Source organism: Legionella pneumophila subsp. pneumophila str. Philadelphia 1, from assembly GCF_000008485.1.
Lineage (GTDB): Bacteria > Pseudomonadota > Gammaproteobacteria > Legionellales > Legionellaceae > Legionella > Legionella pneumophila.
The window spans coordinates 434,603-449,496 of sequence record NC_002942.5 but is presented as its reverse complement, the minus strand read 5'-3'; the positions used below and the strand labels follow the sequence as shown (position 1 = coordinate 449,496).

The window sequence follows — 14,894 nt, the reverse complement described above, 5'->3', positions numbered from 1 at the left end:
TAGCTAACATTCCCCTGAAGCTAGCAATGTCAGGAGTATAACAAATGTTCACTAAAATCTTCATCATCTTTGTCATGATTCTTATTGTGGCCTCATTAGCGAGCGGGCTCTTTTACCTGGTCAAGGACACTGATAAATCAAAGCGCACAGTCAAAGCGCTCACCGTGCGCATTGCAATTTCATTATCTTTATTTGTGTTTTTATTTATTGCCTTCAAATTGGGATTGATTCAGCCACATGGAATTTAGCTTTTGGCTTTTAATAAATTCACCTCAAGAGATAGGGTAATGGCTGAGATAATGAGATATTTTTAAATAGTCATTTCAGCCACCTACAGGAAATTCCCCCTAATCCACGAGACGACAAACAACGAGAAAAAATCTCCCAGCGAGCATCAATTGACCGTAAACCAATACCACCGTTCCAGGCAGGAGGGGCTACTCTCTTACAATAAAATTTCGAAATTGCTCAATATACTATCTATACTTTTGTTGTAGCCCTCAAAAGGGATGGTGATCATCATGATGATAGTTCTGTTTTTATTTTATTTCATAATAGGATTACAAATTATATTTAAACCCAATAAAACGATAATACTCCAATTTCTTTTCAGTTTGCTTCTTATACTAATCAGCTTCAATTATCACAGCCATCTGGTGAACCTATGAATAAACAAATGCAATGGCATCTTTTCGGCAATACTTCGGGGTTATTGATAATTTGTTGCCTTTTGATCTTGGCCTTCCTGGATCAATTCATCTTTTATGAACTACCCTGCCCAATATGCATTTTGCAAAGAATTTGCTTTATTGCAGTAGGTCTCTGTTTTGTTATGAATTTAATGCTGGGTATTAGAGCTTCACATTACGGGCTGATGCTTTTGGCAACTCTTTTAGGGCTGTCTATCTCAGTTCGGCAAATGTATATTCATTTAACACCAGGTGATCCTGGTTATGGCGGCCTCATTTTTGGTTTGCATCTTTATACTTGGTCAGCAATCATATTTTTAGTCATTATCTTATTAATTGCTGGGGCTCTAATCCTTGATAAGGGCTTCATGCCCGATTATAAAGTACGAAGCAAGTCGGCAAAAGTAATGATATGGGTATTTTTTATCTTGATTCTTGCCAATGGAATCAGTACATTCTTGGAATGTGGACCGCACGAATGTCCAGATAACCCGAGCAAATATTATTTACTAAATAATAATTAAGGATCTTGAGGATTTAAAATGCGTCTTTTGTTTATCAGTTTAATTCTTGCCAGCGGATATTTACAGGCCGATACAATAAATAATTATATGAATATTGCTAACAATATTCCGCAAATGGAAATGAAAGCAGACCCTCAAGCTCAAGCATGGGCCAGATCGGCGCGTCATGTACTTACCATCACCAGTGAAAGTATTGCTGAAACTTTAATCCAGGCGAATGAAGCTGCGAAAACACAAGGGAAACCTATCTTTTGCTTACCACAAGGTGTGCAACTTAATTCTTTTGTAATGAACGAGCTCATTCAACAAACCTATAAAGAAATATCCAGTCAACAAAGCGACAAAGATAAAATGACCGTTTCTCAAGTGGCATTATTAGGGCTTAGCAAAAAATACCCTTGTGAACCCAGTCCTCAGGAGAAACAAATTCAACATGTGGCTTCCCTGTTATCGCCGCAATAGCCCCCACAGCAACAAAGTCCCGGAATTTTTTCTACATCCGTTTCTTTAAGCCAGACGACATGTTCTGAAAATTGTTAGGGTGAGCATGGCAAAGCAAAGTGGGCAGAGCGTCAAGCACTGTGAATTCCCTTGTCAATGCTTGCAAAAACTCTGCCTTGCTCGTTTTTTATTGATTTTAGTATTTATTAAGCGCAACTTTAGCGTCTTGATAATTACTTGCTAAATTCCTCAAAAGCTTCCAATGCTTCTGCAGCATACATTAGAGAAGGGCCGCCTCCCATATAAACCGCCATACCCAATGTTTCCAGTAACTCCTCTCTTGTCGCTTGCAGTTTCACTAAAGTTTGTGAATGAAACCCTATGCATCCGGGGCATTGCTTAGCCACGGCCAACGCCATAGCGATTAATTCCTTGGTTTTTTTATCCAGTGCACCATCTTTCGTCGCAGCTTGTGCCAAAGAAGAAAATCCAGTCATTAACTCTGGCATCTCTTTGCGAAACTTGGCTAATTGCGTAGTGATATCTTTTGTAATGTGTGAAAATTTGTCTGACATGAGGCTCTACTCCTTTCCTTATTATATTTTTTCAAGCGTCTCTAATTTACAGCATAATATTGGGATGCAAAAGATATATTCCCTAATTTAACGTGAGTAATGTATAAGACAGGTCGTTATCTTGAATCATCCATGCTGAGGATATCGCCTGATTCTTATACAATCCCTATCGATAACGTTAATTTAAGAAGTAGCGATTTCAGGATATTGCTCGATTGAGCGTTTCCTTAGCCAGAGTAAGTCTTTTTTCAACATTCCCTAATTCGGTTTGTAAATGCAAAATAGTTGCAGGATTAGAGCAGGACTTCATTTGCTCTAAAGTTTTTCTCATGGCTTGATATTGTTCCTCCAGGGCACAGATCTTCTCTTCCATGGTTTTAATCCATTGTTGTCTTGTACTAAGAGTTGTCAAATCAAAAGAAATTTTTGATTCAGGTTTATTATTCTTTTTGTCCATTTGGCATAATACGACCAGGACATTAATTTTTTTCTGAATACGCTCTGCCAAAAAACATGCAATTGACTCATCCTTATGTTTCTGTAAAGCGTGAATATCATCCTGGATTTCCTTGATACAGGCAGGTCCATTAAATTCTATAACGGAAGAAAATATGCCTTTGGGCAAATTATGAATTGAAATAGAAGAACTCAATCCATTGATCTTCCATTCCAGCTCTGGCAATCGTGCAGATAGTTCTTCCAACAATTCGTCAATATAGCCCATCTTTTGAAAGTTACATAAACAACTGGGGTTATTAAACTTAACCTGTCTTGTTAAATTATACAGCAGGTTCCAAATCCGCCTCTTTGGCTTGCAACCAACTGGCTATAAAAGGAGGAGCACACATGAGCAGCAAGCCAATAATCAAGGTCAATTCATAGCGTGTTGCACTGCCGACATTAATCCCCTCTGGAGGAATAAAGCTAACCGCTAAAGTGGTAACCACTCCAATGATGCCTATGCCTGCAACAAACAACATTCCTGCCATACCTCCTGGAATTTTAAAAGGTCTGGGATGGTAAGGTTGGCTTATGCGCAATTTAATTGCTGCGACAAACATGATCAAATACATCAGCATGTATAATTGAGCCGCCAATGCTGTTAAGAGCCAATAGGATCCATTGACACTGGGCATAAATAAGAATAGCGCCGATAATACTGTGACTATGGTTGCCTGGGTGTATAGCATCATGGCCGGAGCACCTTTTCCATTAGTCCGTTGAAATACCTCTGGTAAATTCCCTTCTTCTGCGGCAACTAATAAACCTTTGGTAGGGGCAATAATCCAATTACTCACACCACCAAGCCCTCCGAGAACCAACATCACAGCTACCACAGGCATCATCCAATCCATGTGATATTTAAGGAAAAAGGCAGAAAAGGCTTGCATAATTCCGGCAACCAGATTGATATCCTTTTGTGGGAGTACTACCGCAATCGCTAATGAACCTAAAATCAAAGTACTCAGAATGATCCCTACAGAATAAACCAGGGCTTTGGGGAAAGCATGCTGGGGATCCTTCACATCATTAGCATGAACCGTAGCAATCTCTATCCCGCAAAACGACAATATGATGGCGGTTAATGAAACCCACATGCCCTTATCCGATAAATGGGGAACAATACTGGGCATGTCAAAACTGATTTGCAAGGGGTTACCTTGAGCTATCCAAACAGCACCCAAACCAATGATCAAAGACATGGGTAATAATAATCCTGCCAAAGAACAAATATTACTGAACATGGCCGATGATTTCATACCGCGCAAATTCACAATGGTTGCTCCCCAAAAGCAACTGACAATGACTGCCCAAAGAAAATAAGGATTGGTAGTTAAAGAGGGGTTAATAAGATAACCTATTGTTCCCGCAACAAACGATAGAATCGTGGGATACCAAATCACATTTTCTATCCATTGCAACCAAATGGCTAAAAACCCTGATTTTTTCCCAAAAGCTTCCTTAACCCAGATATAAACGCCACCCTGCCTGGCCCACCCAGAAGCTAACTCTGCCGAGACCAATGCGGTTGGGATAAGGAAGAACAAGGCACCCAGGATAAAATAAAAAATCAATTGACTCCCAAATAATGCAGTAGCTGGCAAGTTACGGATACTGTCTACAGAGCCAACGGTAATCATAGTCAAGCTAAATATAGTGAGAGAATGTTTTTTATTGCTCATTGTATTCCTTCAGTGAGGACTATTTGGAATCAAAAGTTTATTATAAAGAAATAAGCTTAAGGAAACCTTAATAATCGAATAAAAAATAACCAAATATACCCCTTAGTATACTGACCTACAAAATTGACCCAACAGGCATTGAGAATTTTCATTTCAGTACAGGTCCGATGCGAAAACATCATATGATGTTATGTCATTAAAAACCAGTATTCTGTATATAAAATTAATAACAAGAATCTTTCTAATGCACATTAAGTGGTTTGTTTACTAATAGGGAGCAAAACCCCAAAATCGAGACAAAAAGCTTGAAGTGCTAAAAAGACAAATTTTATTCTCCTATTTCATACCAAAACGAGGTTGCTGTGATTGATAAGAAATAGTTTTCACTCCTCTCTGGAACAAAGTACCTTTTGTCTCAGAAAATTTAAATCGACGAGAGGTTGAGTTCTCCTGCGCACAAGCTTCTTTTTCCAATCTCTCCTCGATCATTTGGATTGCAAGGGTATGCTCATTTTTAAGAGCATGATCAAGTGCGGTCAAACCGTCATTATCTTTAATAGAAAGAGAAGCGCCTTTTGCAAACAACAAATTAAATAATTTTCTATCCTCCGTCACTACAGATTTTTTACAGGCGTACATGAGCGGCGTTCTCCCCTTGCTGTCTCGGGGATCGATTTTAATTCCACGTATGTTCAACAGATCTTCGACTATACCACTACCACCATACCGACAGGCAATATGGAGCAAAGTAGAAGAGTCGCTTTTACGCTTTTGGTTAACTCTATGTCGAGAAGTGCTCAGCATGGCACGTACTACGTCTCTTCTTCCTAAATAGATGGCTGTAAGGATAGGTGAATCATCACTAAGTCGTTGTCGAGAAAAAATTGACCATCCAGAATGAATACACTTTTTTACAGAATTCATATCACCCTGAGTTGCTGCCATGGAAAAAAAAGCCAATCGTTCAGGATAAGAAGTTTTGGTTCTGACTGGAAACACAGGGAATAAATTCTGCAGTGCTCTTGACAGTTTTTCTTCAGGATTAACTGAAACAAAATCGGTATTCACGGTCAATCGACTTCCCTGAAGGTTTTCGGCACAAACACGATACAACTCTTTAACCAGGTTTCGGGACGAGAACTCAAAGTAAGGTTTATTTTTGTCTTGTTGGTATAAGTCATTGATGTTAATAAACCGCCAGACATTACCAGCCAGTTTAAATCCCATGGCGTGATCCGCGGTACTGATAATTACTGCAACATCCTCTCTGATGCCTGTTCTTTTTAATAATTCAAGATATTCTGTTGCTTCATCCTGATTTAAAAAACTATGCGTCTTATAAAAAATGTGCTTTGCAACCGAAGAGTCGGCATTTATGGCTTTCAAAATGGAATTAATATCAGGCTGCCATACCAGCTTTTTGTATTTCTCTTTATATTGTAAGGGATCTTGAGCAATACAAATTTTCTTTCCTAACTGAGGCAAAGTTTCAATGATCTTCTCATCTTTGCTTAATGATTGGTTCCTTTCTTTCTTTTCTTTAATTTGTTGTAATGTTTCAGGCAAACCAAACTGGTGGGTTCGTAAATGGTGCAATTGGCGGTAAAAAAAAGATTCCTTACCCTGAGCCACCGCCAATGCCCAATTGAGAGTGAAGCCATAACAGACTCCTTCAAACTTGGGATGACCTAATTGTGTTAAGACATTCGTAATACCATCATGTGTTAATTCACTGGTGTCCTGTTTTTTGGAGATCAAAGAAGTAGAATACGACAGGAGCTTGGGCATGAGTTGATACACGACCAAACCGCAAACTAGCATAATACAAATTAAAACATAAATCATATCCCTTGAACCTGATGCTATCCATAATGAATTCAGTATAAAATTAACCCATAAAATAAGTCGAGGGGGTTCGAGGTTAAATTTTCTTCAAAAAACAGGGTAATACCAGAAAAGCAAATAAAATCATCCACGCTTTATAAATAATAAAAAATTACCCGGATCATGGATTTCATCTCCGGGTAATTCAGGGCTATAAATCTGCCATTAAGATTAATTTAAAATAAGCTACTAGATTTGTGGCCACTTTTCTCATAACAGGATTTAATATACTCAGGAACCCAAGACTCTGATCCATCACAAGGTTTTGCTCCTGAATCATCCATAATTTCCAAAGAAGCTCCTGCTTGAACCAATAATTTAATGGTTTCTTTATCTCCTCTTTTAATCGCATAGTGTAAAGGCGATTTACCAGACTTGTCTTGAATATCGACAGAGGCGCCAGATTTAACTAATAATCTTGCACAATCTAAATGCCCCTGCATCACAGCCCAATGAAGTGCTGTGTATTGATTACCTGTTTTATCTTTTTTATTTAAATCAGAAGTTGACATTGATGCAATCAACACCTTCAATTCAAACAAGCGACCCCAAGCTGCTGCTCTGCGTAATGCTTGATCAAAAATAGGCGACGTAGTTTCACCACTCTTGCGAAGAGACATGCAAACGCTGATGCATTGTTTATGTGATTGCGTCGTTTTAGGTTTTCCAATAAAGCTTAAAAGCTCACCAGCAACAGTCCCGTTTGCTTTTGCAATGATTCTTTTATTCATTTCTCCCAAGCGACTAGTAACTGACGACATACCTAAGAGAGATTTAATTTCTTTCATTTGACTTTCTTTCAACGGTTTTTCTGCGAAAAGCAAATTAGACAAATCGATAATTAATTTCGGCATAGACCCAAATAACGTTGTATCACTGGAGCAAATGGATTTCACAGCAATCAAATAAGAAGCCACGAATTGCGTGTTATTAGACATTGTCTGATAATACGTTAATTTACCATCTTGCATCGCCTCAATAGAACTCATAACCCCTGTGGAAACAACCAAAGGACCAGAAGACTTTGAAACCATGTTTCGCATTAAACAATTATCGACCGAATCATGGAAGAAAATCTGAGGCATCGTTAGTGATACCGAACTACCTTTATACTGTAGACTGTGCAGAACCATTTGAACTTCTTTTGATTGTTTGGCATATTCACCCACCAAAACATATTGCCCCATCTCAGTTAAAGACATGTATTGATTCATCAAATAAACGTCATCTATCCCATGTACAGCGGCAAGATACATAAATCCATACTCGCCGCTTGGTATTTTTTGTGATTGTGTGGAGTTCATCTCCGGTAATTCATCGACTTTTGGCAAGGATGGTAATCCTAATCGATCATCACCTAAACCTACACTTTGTATTAGAGAATCGTCTTCGTCAAAATGCTCATAAACATTAGGCTGATCACCTTTATGGCTTATGTACAACCAGGATTTAGTAAATTTATCCCCTGTTGCTATTGCCTTTTGGTTAGCAGCTCCAATAAATAAAAATTTGCTGTCAGGAGAGAGAACTCGCTTTAGAATATCACTTGGTGCGTATTTGCATCGGTTTGCTTCAATGAAAGCCACCACTTCATTATCTACCGACTCAAATAATTCCAAGGCACATAAGCCTACGCTGGTCCCTTCAATTATTACACGGCCATCAACTGCTTTGCCATAAAGGCTTTCAAATCTTGCAATTCCATCCAAAGTAGAGGTTAAAACCACATCGATATCATCAGAAGTTTTTTCTCTAACTAAATCTTTGGCAATCTGCCCAGCCAGAGCAAAATCGCCTTTAGCAGTTGAATTAACACAATTAGCATACACCAAGATTATTTTAGCCATAACTTTCACCACACCTAGATACAAACTGTGCAAAATAATAACTAAAAATCATTAAGAAAATATTAAGAAAAATAAGCAAATTGTTTTTTTATTAGCAAATAAAAAGATGAGATAAATGCTTGTTGAAAATAAACATTGAAAAATAGAGATAATGTATTTTTAATCGAAGTGTTTTTATGAGAGTTTATGAAAAATTTTAAAATCAATGGCTTATTCTATATTTTTTTAATTTTCGTGTTGGTTGTGCATTACTGTTATCTCATCAGAAAGTATCAGTATGGAAACGGGGCGATTCAATACAAATCGATATCTTGGCTGTACAGAAAATCCAATATCCTCGAAGCAACAGATTAGTTATGGCAATTTGTTGATAGCACTTCTTATTTCTTCTTAAGAAAACCTTAATGTTGATGTTTTAAACTACAGGTCCAAAATATAGACAATTACTTTTTTTTAAAAAAAATCATTGGAGTCCCTTATGCCTAAAGCATTTACCCATTTGTGTAAAAAAGTCAATCTCAGTTTATATAACGATACATTGACTGTCTACCCTAAATCATCTGTGCTACCAAAACCTATTCAAATACGTAGTGAGCTTGATCTTCTTATGGTTCTGTTGTTTTCTCAAATGGATTGCAATAGTGCACAGGTTGATAAATTTTTTATGATGCGTTCGAATGAACTTGGTGTCTATCGCTTTATACATCGTGACGACACTGATCATGATTTGTATCATCAAGATGAATTTAGCATGGACGATAACCATTATCATGCACAATTTGACAAGATTATTGACGAGATTAAATTGGAAAATATTCTGGGAATACTAGAAAAGCATTCTCTTATTTCGTCTGAAGAACACGTAAGCTTTATCGAAGCCTACCATAAAGCCAATACTCTCCCCGAAGATATGCCAAAACTGGAAACAACTCTGTCCAGTCCTTTGCCTGTATCCTCTCCTTCAGTTCACACAACTAAAAAGCAACCTGTTGTGAAAGAAAAAGAAGTAGATACTCCAACCACTTTCGCAGGGCTAAGAGTAGGATTTTTCCTTACTTCAACAAAAACAACAACAAAACCTTTATCCAGATCTCACGATGATGAGAAGAAAACCGGAATGGATGGGCATGGGTTCCATTAATTGATATAGTTTGATAAGCCATAGTGAAGATCGTTCTATTGGTTTACTTAACAATTTATGGTGATTTATCCAAAACCTGAAAAACTGTAGAGTAACTAATAAATTACTCTACAGCCTCTAATTACAAAATCATAAAGATAACCCTGATTGATTCACTGCTATCGATTAGAGCTAATCATTAATGCGCTCTTCTCTGTGGTATACTTTTAACTCTCTATGTTATAGTAGTCATTTTTTGGGTACTACTCACTATGTTTGATAATTTAACCGAACGCTTAACCCGAACCTTTAAAAATTTGCGAGGCCAAGGCCGCCTGACGGAAGACAATATCCAACATGCCTTGCGTGAAGTAAGACTGTCTCTTATTGAAGCAGACGTGGCTTTGCCTGTTATCAAAGAGTTTATTGAGCAAGTAAAGCAAAAGTCTCTTGGGCAGGAAGTCTTAACCAGTTTAAATCCCGATCAGGCATTCATTAAAATCGTGCATGATGAACTCATTCACGTCATGGGCAATGAGCGGGTTGAACTTGATTACAAAACCCAACCGCCTGCTGTCTTTTTAATGGCCGGCTTACAAGGTTCTGGTAAAACAACGAGTACAGCAAAACTCGCCCGTTATTTGAAAGAAACCGAAAATAAAAAAGTCATGATGGCAAGCGTTGACGTATACAGACCAGCCGCCATACACCAACTGAAAGTATTAGCCGAACAAATTGACGTCGCCTTCTTTGATTCAGACCCTAATGAGCAACCAATAAAAATAGCTCAAAAGGCATTGGAAAGCGCCAGAAAACAGTATGTTGACGTTCTCATTCTCGATACAGCAGGGCGCCTGCACGTTGATGAAGACATGATGTCTGAAATCAAGTCTTTGCATAAAGCAGTCAATCCAATCGAAACCCTTTTTGTCGTTGACAGCATGACAGGACAAGACGCTGCCAATACTGCAAAAGCATTTCATGAAGCCCTCCCTCTGACTGGTGTGATTTTGACCAAAACGGACGGCGATGCTCGAGGAGGAGCGGCGCTATCTGTCAAACAAATCACAGGGAAACCTATAAAATTTATAGGGAGTGGTGAAAAAATAGAAGCCTTGGAACCCTTTCACCCTGAACGGATTGCATCAAGAATATTGGGGATGGGAGATATTTTAACTCTCATTGAAGAGGTAGAGCGCAAAGCCGACAAACAAGCCAGCGAAAAACTGGCCAAAAAATTAAAAAAAGGGAAAGGGTTTGACTTGGAGGATTTCAAACAACAATTATTGCAAATGAACAATATGGGGGGTATCTCCGGGATGATGAGCAAATTACCCGGAGTGGGGCAATTGCCAAAGCAAGCCATGCAGCAAGTGAATGACAAGGCGATGGCTCAAACCATTGCAATCATTAACTCTATGACTCCCAAAGAACGCCGTATACCCAAAATTATTGTAGGCTCACGTAAAAAACGCATAGCTTTAGGCTCTGGAACTCAAATTCAGGATGTCAACAGACTATTAAAACAATTTGAACAGATGCAAAAGATGATGAAAAAATTTACCAAACCAGGCGGAATGCAGAAAATGATGAGAGGAATTGGTGGCATGGCCGGATTGAAAGGCATGTTTCCAGATGATTTAAAATAATTCGTAAGAATTACTTCACATGTCGATGTAATTTTCGTACAATACACGGCATTTTTATGTAACCACTCTAACAGTAGAGGAAAATAATGGTCGTTATACGTTTATCACGAGCTGGCGCTAAAAAGCGTCCTTTTTATCACATGGTTGTTACTGACAGCCGCAAACGTCGCGATGGAAACTACATTGAGCGTATTGGTTATTTTAACCCTGTAGCACGTGGACAAGAAGTAAAGCTTCACATTGATATGGATAAAATGACCCACTGGCAAAAAGTTGGGGCCCAGTTATCTGATCGAGTCAGTGCCTTGTTAAAAGAACATAGCAAAAAATCAGAGACAGCTGCTTAACCAAAGTGAATAACAAGACAAATTGGGTTATCATCGGCCGTTTTGGCCGACCCCATGGTATTAAAGGCTTTGTCACGGTACATTCCTTCACAGACCCTGCTGATAATATCTTGCGGTACAATGACTGGCACGTTTTTTTAAATAAACAGTGGCAGCCCCTTAAGTTATTGACAATAGAAGTAAGAAGTAAAGCGATTATTGCTCAAATTGAAGGGTACCCGAAGCGTGAATTAGTCTCTGCATTAACCAATTTAGATATTGGTGTGCAAGAATCACAGCTTGCAGCTTTGGCACCAGGTGAGTATTACTGGTATCAACTGATTGGCATGAGTGTCATAAACTCCAAAGGCGATCTTTTTGGAAAAGTTGTTGAAATCATGCCTACTGGCTCGAATGATGTACTTGTTGTGGAAGGTGAAAAAAGACATTTAATTCCCTATCTTCCAGGACAATTTGTAATCAATGTTGATGAAAGCCAGCAAGTAATCACTGTTGATTGGGATATGAATTTTTAGTGGCATTACATCTTGGAGTCATCACCCTGTTGCCTGAAATAATACAAGGCATCCATTATGGGGTAACCGGCCGAGCTATTGAACAAGGCTTGGTTAAAATTGATTGCTGGAATCCTAGAGATTGGTCATCAAGACCTTATAAGCAAGTGGATGACAAGCCCTATGGTGGTGGACCAGGAATGGTCATGATGTATGAGCCATTGCATGCTGCAATAAAGCATGCGCGCAGTGAAATGAAGGAAAACTGCAAAACAATTTACTTAAGCCCTCAAGGCAAGGTAGTTAGACAGAACGATTTAAAACAAATAGCAGCCCAAAAACAATCCTTGCTATTTGTTGCAGGGAGATATGAAGGAATTGATGAGCGAATCATTAGTCACCACGTAGATGAAGAATGGTCGCTAGGGGATTTTGTATTAAGTGGCGGTGAATTGGCCGCAATGGTATTTATTGATGCGATAATTCGCTTGATACCTGGAAGCCTTGGGCATTTGGGTTCAGCAGAACAAGATTCATTTATGAATGGATTACTGGACTGCCCACATTATACTCGGCCAGCAACTATAAATGGACTGGATGTACCTGATGTTTTATTAGGAGGAAACCATAAAGAAATAGAACGCTGGCGTAGGAAACAATCCCTGGGTAAAACCTGGCTCAAACGCCCGGATTTACTTGAGAAAGTACAATTAAGTGAAACAGACAAGCAATTGCTTGCTGAGTTTAAATGCGAACACGGCGATTCCTGCTGAGGATGAGCCAATTTGAGGAGTAGTCCATGACTAATATTATTGACCAAATTAATGCCGAACAAATGCAAGGCAAAGAAATTCCTGATTTCAACCCAGGCGATACTGTTCTGGTCCAAGTAAAAGTTATTGAAGGTAACCGTGAGCGTTTACAGGCATTTGAAGGCGTTGTGATTGCCAAGCGTAACCGTGGACTTAACTCCGCTTTCACTGTACGTAAAATTTCCCATAACGTCGGTGTAGAGCGCGTTTTCCAAACCTACAGTCCTATTGTTGATAGTATTACGGTGAAAAGACGTGGTGACGTTCGTCGTGCCAAATTATATTACTTAAGAAATCTTGCCGGTCGCGCTGCTCGTATTAAAGAAAAATTATCTGGGAAGAAAGGCGATTAATTCTTGAATGGTAAAATGCTCCTCATGTCTATTTTTAATACACCTGTGGGTAACTTGGAAGTAGCCCATGATGAGCATTTTATTTTCAATGCGTCCTTCACAGACAAATCTGGCGCTCCAGCCCAAAACCAATTGGCCCATTTAATTGCCAGTGAATTGAAGGCTTACTTCGACAATCCCCATCACCGTTTTCAGCTCCCTCTGAAACCTCAGGGAAGCCTCTTCCAGCAAAAGGTTTGGAATACGTTGTTAGTCATTCCCGTTGGCAGAACAGTTACCTATGGAGAACTCGCTACAAAACTGCAAAGTAGTCCAAGAGCAGTTGGACAAGCCTGTAAATGCAACCCACTGGCTTTATTTGTTCCTTGTCATAGAGTAGTAGGGAAGCATGATCTTGGAGGATACATGGGAAATCCAAACGCCATTTCTTATAAAAAAAATCTGCTCGCTCATGAAGCAAAAATCATCTGATGAATTAAGTTTATAAAAATCGATATTACATAGATCAGAACTTACAAAAGCACCAAGGCAAAAAATATTCTTAACGAAGAGATTAGCAAGTCGTGTGAGATTAAACTTTGGGATTCTTATCCGTATCAGAATTGATATTCAAAGGTGGGGAAGGAGGTTGTAATATACTGAAAAATCTGGCGCTTAATCCCGTTAATATTCGTACAGTATTATCGATAAACGGCAGCGGCGAAATTTTTTTTAAAAATTCCTCTTCGAACTCAGCAGGCTGCATTTCCCATAGCTTTTTTACATACACGGCTATTTCATCATGGACATCTTGAGTTAATTCGGTTTGCTCATGGAGATACTTGGCTAATCGAACAACCAAGCTGATGCGAGAAGATTTTAATTGATCAGTTGGCAAGTGTGCAGACTCTAATAAACTAAGATAATCTTCAATTAAATATTTCAAATAGGTTACAGAATAAATTTGATCAAACGCTTTAGAAACCGCTGAAGAGTCTGCTTCCTTAACCCAAGTAAAAAATTTATCTTGCTCTTGCCCTAAAAATTCGACAAACCGTTGCTTCTCAAGATAAGCATTGTTCATAGTCATTAATTGGAGCACTTCCTTACTTGATAATTTTTTTGAAGTAATATAATGCTCTTGCAGATTATTTGTTAAATACACCATACAGGGAAAAAGAGCGATAGAAATTGTAGTGAGTGCATAGGATAATCCCTCTCTTAAAGGCCTGGACTCCATTTCATGAACGGCATACAAAATAGCAAATTTTTTAATATCATCCAAACAAAAGCCATTATTTAACCATTCAAATATGAGCAAGCTCACCATTTCATCAGCTTCTTGATTTTTGTCGCTTTTACCATAATATTCTGCAATAAATTTTGGCCACTGCAGAAATAGAAGGTATTTTCCATCACGTAAAGCTTGAAGATATTCCTTTGTTGATGAAAGCATAGTTATCCATTACCAAAATCTGATTATTCAATTTATAACATTAACAATACTAAAAATCTTGTGAAAAATTATTTCATGTTAAACAACATACGCACATCAATTGTTATCCTATACTTAAAGTAAAACGACAAATCAGGCGGGGGATTCCATGAAAAATAAATTAGCAGTGAGTATATTATTATTCCTGTTACCAACAGCTGCAGCCATGGCTAATTGTGATTTAACCAAGTTTCGATGGGATTGTGATCTTCCTGTACAGGTTAAGCCCAGTCCAGGCGCTTCCTCTCTAGTGTATTGTGGAAGCTCTTACGGCTATATCACAAAGCAGCAATATGATATTCTGGCTCGCTATCAACGCGCCAGTGTCAATATGGTTTTGGATATCAATGGTGAATACATTGATAGCCCGTGTATAGGAGCCGAGCGTTAAAATTATTGCAGCAATGACTTAAAATAAACAATGAGAAAAAGAAAAGGAATATTATTATTTCCAGCAAATTTCTTATTCAAAATCAGAAGTTTCTGCTTGTGGCTATTCAAT

The 14,894-nt window shown here is 38.5% G+C and carries 18 protein-coding genes; 12 read left to right on the top strand and 6 right to left on the bottom strand.

Annotation, left to right across the window (positions count from 1 at the left end; translation table 11 throughout):
- The first annotated feature begins 44 nt into the window (after positions 1-44).
- The 4 genes from LPG_RS02045 to LPG_RS02035 all read left to right on the top strand — a co-directional run bounded on the left by LPG_RS02045 (position 45) and on the right by LPG_RS02035 (position 1,675).
- On the top strand, positions 45-248 hold the full coding sequence (locus LPG_RS02045) for a twin transmembrane helix small protein (RefSeq protein ID WP_011213058.1): 204 nt from the start codon (positions 45-47) through the stop codon (positions 246-248).
- 261 nt (positions 249-509) lie between these two features.
- Positions 510-668 carry a DUF5993 family protein gene (locus LPG_RS15470; protein WP_370447296.1) on the top strand — a complete coding sequence of 53 codons (159 nt, stop codon included), beginning with the start codon at positions 510-512 and terminating at the stop codon, positions 666-668.
- Complete coding sequence (locus LPG_RS02040) at positions 665-1,213, top strand: disulfide bond formation protein B (protein WP_010946157.1); 549 nt, start codon at positions 665-667, stop codon at positions 1,211-1,213. The genes LPG_RS15470 and LPG_RS02040 overlap by 4 nt, the downstream gene beginning before the upstream one ends.
- An 18-nt stretch (positions 1,214-1,231) precedes the next feature.
- A complete protein-coding gene (locus LPG_RS02035; RefSeq protein WP_010946156.1) occupies positions 1,232-1,675 on the top strand; it encodes a hypothetical protein in 444 nt (147 codons plus the stop codon).
- A gap of 212 nt (positions 1,676-1,887) precedes the next feature.
- Here the strand turns inward: LPG_RS02035 and LPG_RS02030 are convergent, their stop codons facing one another.
- From LPG_RS02030 to ankY, 5 genes are all read right to left on the bottom strand, one after another.
- A complete protein-coding gene (locus LPG_RS02030) occupies positions 1,888-2,229 on the bottom strand; it encodes a carboxymuconolactone decarboxylase family protein (RefSeq protein ID WP_010946155.1) in 342 nt (113 codons plus the stop codon).
- Between the two features lie 199 nt (positions 2,230-2,428).
- Positions 2,429-3,019, bottom strand: coding sequence for a lpg0405 family Dot/Icm T4SS effector (locus tag LPG_RS02025; protein ID WP_010946154.1), 591 nt, complete (start codon positions 3,017-3,019; stop codon positions 2,429-2,431).
- Complete coding sequence (locus LPG_RS02020; RefSeq protein WP_010946153.1) at positions 3,009-4,412, bottom strand: amino acid permease; 1,404 nt, start codon at positions 4,410-4,412, stop codon at positions 3,009-3,011. The genes LPG_RS02025 and LPG_RS02020 overlap by 11 nt, the downstream gene beginning before the upstream one ends.
- Before the next feature lie 336 nt (positions 4,413-4,748).
- Positions 4,749-6,293, bottom strand: a complete 1,545-nt coding sequence (gene ankG, locus LPG_RS02015; RefSeq protein WP_010946152.1) for a Dot/Icm T4SS effector AnkG/AnkZ/LegA7 — start codon at positions 6,291-6,293, stop codon at positions 4,749-4,751.
- A gap of 179 nt (positions 6,294-6,472) precedes the next feature.
- A complete protein-coding gene (ankY, locus tag LPG_RS02010; RefSeq protein ID WP_010946151.1) occupies positions 6,473-8,176 on the bottom strand; it encodes a Dot/Icm T4SS effector AnkY/LegA9 in 1,704 nt (567 codons plus the stop codon).
- Positions 8,177-8,609: 433 nt separating this feature from the next.
- On the opposite strand from ankY, the gene legA7 reads away from it, so the two are divergent.
- The 7 genes from legA7 to LPG_RS01975 all read left to right on the top strand — a co-directional run bounded on the left by legA7 (position 8,610) and on the right by LPG_RS01975 (position 13,389).
- A complete protein-coding gene (gene legA7 / locus LPG_RS02005; protein WP_010946150.1) occupies positions 8,610-9,284 on the top strand; it encodes a Dot/Icm T4SS effector LegA7 in 675 nt (224 codons plus the stop codon).
- A gap of 251 nt (positions 9,285-9,535) precedes the next feature.
- A complete protein-coding gene (gene ffh, locus LPG_RS02000) occupies positions 9,536-10,912 on the top strand; it encodes a signal recognition particle protein (protein ID WP_010946149.1) in 1,377 nt (458 codons plus the stop codon).
- A gap of 86 nt (positions 10,913-10,998) precedes the next feature.
- Positions 10,999-11,259, top strand: a complete 261-nt coding sequence (gene rpsP, locus LPG_RS01995; RefSeq protein ID WP_010946148.1) for a 30S ribosomal protein S16 — start codon at positions 10,999-11,001, stop codon at positions 11,257-11,259.
- A gap of 5 nt (positions 11,260-11,264) precedes the next feature.
- Entirely contained in the window at positions 11,265-11,774 is a 510-nt protein-coding gene (rimM, locus tag LPG_RS01990; RefSeq protein WP_010946146.1) for a ribosome maturation factor RimM, read from the top strand.
- Positions 11,774-12,526, top strand: coding sequence for a tRNA (guanosine(37)-N1)-methyltransferase TrmD (trmD, locus tag LPG_RS01985; protein ID WP_015444853.1), 753 nt, complete (start codon positions 11,774-11,776; stop codon positions 12,524-12,526). The genes rimM and trmD overlap by 1 nt, the downstream gene beginning before the upstream one ends.
- Positions 12,527-12,552: 26 nt before the next feature.
- Positions 12,553-12,918 carry a 50S ribosomal protein L19 gene (gene rplS, locus LPG_RS01980; RefSeq protein WP_010946144.1) on the top strand — a complete coding sequence of 122 codons (366 nt, stop codon included), beginning with the start codon at positions 12,553-12,555 and terminating at the stop codon, positions 12,916-12,918.
- 15 nt (positions 12,919-12,933) lie between these two features.
- Positions 12,934-13,389: a methylated-DNA--[protein]-cysteine S-methyltransferase gene (locus tag LPG_RS01975; RefSeq protein ID WP_010946143.1), complete on the top strand. Its 456-nt coding sequence runs from the start codon at positions 12,934-12,936 to the stop codon at positions 13,387-13,389.
- 100 nt (positions 13,390-13,489) lie between these two features.
- Here LPG_RS01975 and LPG_RS01970 read toward each other — a convergent pair whose 3' ends face one another.
- Positions 13,490-14,353, bottom strand: a complete 864-nt coding sequence (locus LPG_RS01970) for an Lpg0393 family guanine-nucleotide exchange effector (RefSeq protein ID WP_010946142.1) — start codon at positions 14,351-14,353, stop codon at positions 13,490-13,492.
- Positions 14,354-14,501: 148 nt separating this feature from the next.
- Between LPG_RS01970 and LPG_RS01965 the strand changes: the two genes are divergently transcribed.
- Positions 14,502-14,783 (top strand): hypothetical protein, encoded by a 282-nt coding sequence (locus LPG_RS01965; RefSeq protein ID WP_014326637.1) that lies wholly within the window; start codon positions 14,502-14,504, stop codon positions 14,781-14,783.
- The last annotated feature ends 111 nt before the right edge of the window (positions 14,784-14,894 follow it).

Excerpts from the sequence above, each read along its gene's own strand:
- LPG_RS02045 (WP_011213058.1), top strand. The coding sequence starts at position 45 with ATGTTCACTAAAATCTTCATCATCTTTGTCATGATTCTTATTGTGGCC.
- LPG_RS15470 (WP_370447296.1), top strand. The coding sequence starts at position 510 with ATGGTGATCATCATGATGATAGTTCTGTTTTTATTTTATTTCATAATA.
- LPG_RS02040 (WP_010946157.1), top strand. The coding sequence starts at position 665 with ATGAATAAACAAATGCAATGGCATCTTTTCGGCAATACTTCGGGGTTA.
- LPG_RS02035 (WP_010946156.1), top strand. The coding sequence starts at position 1,232 with ATGCGTCTTTTGTTTATCAGTTTAATTCTTGCCAGCGGATATTTACAG.
- LPG_RS02030 (WP_010946155.1), bottom strand. The coding sequence starts at position 2,229 with ATGTCAGACAAATTTTCACACATTACAAAAGATATCACTACGCAATTA.
- LPG_RS02020 (WP_010946153.1), bottom strand. The coding sequence starts at position 4,412 with ATGAGCAATAAAAAACATTCTCTCACTATATTTAGCTTGACTATGATT.
- ffh (WP_010946149.1), top strand. The coding sequence starts at position 9,536 with ATGTTTGATAATTTAACCGAACGCTTAACCCGAACCTTTAAAAATTTG.
- rpsP (WP_010946148.1), top strand. The coding sequence starts at position 10,999 with ATGGTCGTTATACGTTTATCACGAGCTGGCGCTAAAAAGCGTCCTTTT.
- rplS (WP_010946144.1), top strand. The coding sequence starts at position 12,553 with ATGACTAATATTATTGACCAAATTAATGCCGAACAAATGCAAGGCAAA.
- LPG_RS01975 (WP_010946143.1), top strand. The coding sequence starts at position 12,934 with ATGCTCCTCATGTCTATTTTTAATACACCTGTGGGTAACTTGGAAGTA.
- LPG_RS01970 (WP_010946142.1), bottom strand. The coding sequence starts at position 14,353 with ATGCTTTCATCAACAAAGGAATATCTTCAAGCTTTACGTGATGGAAAA.
- LPG_RS01965 (WP_014326637.1), top strand. The coding sequence starts at position 14,502 with ATGAAAAATAAATTAGCAGTGAGTATATTATTATTCCTGTTACCAACA.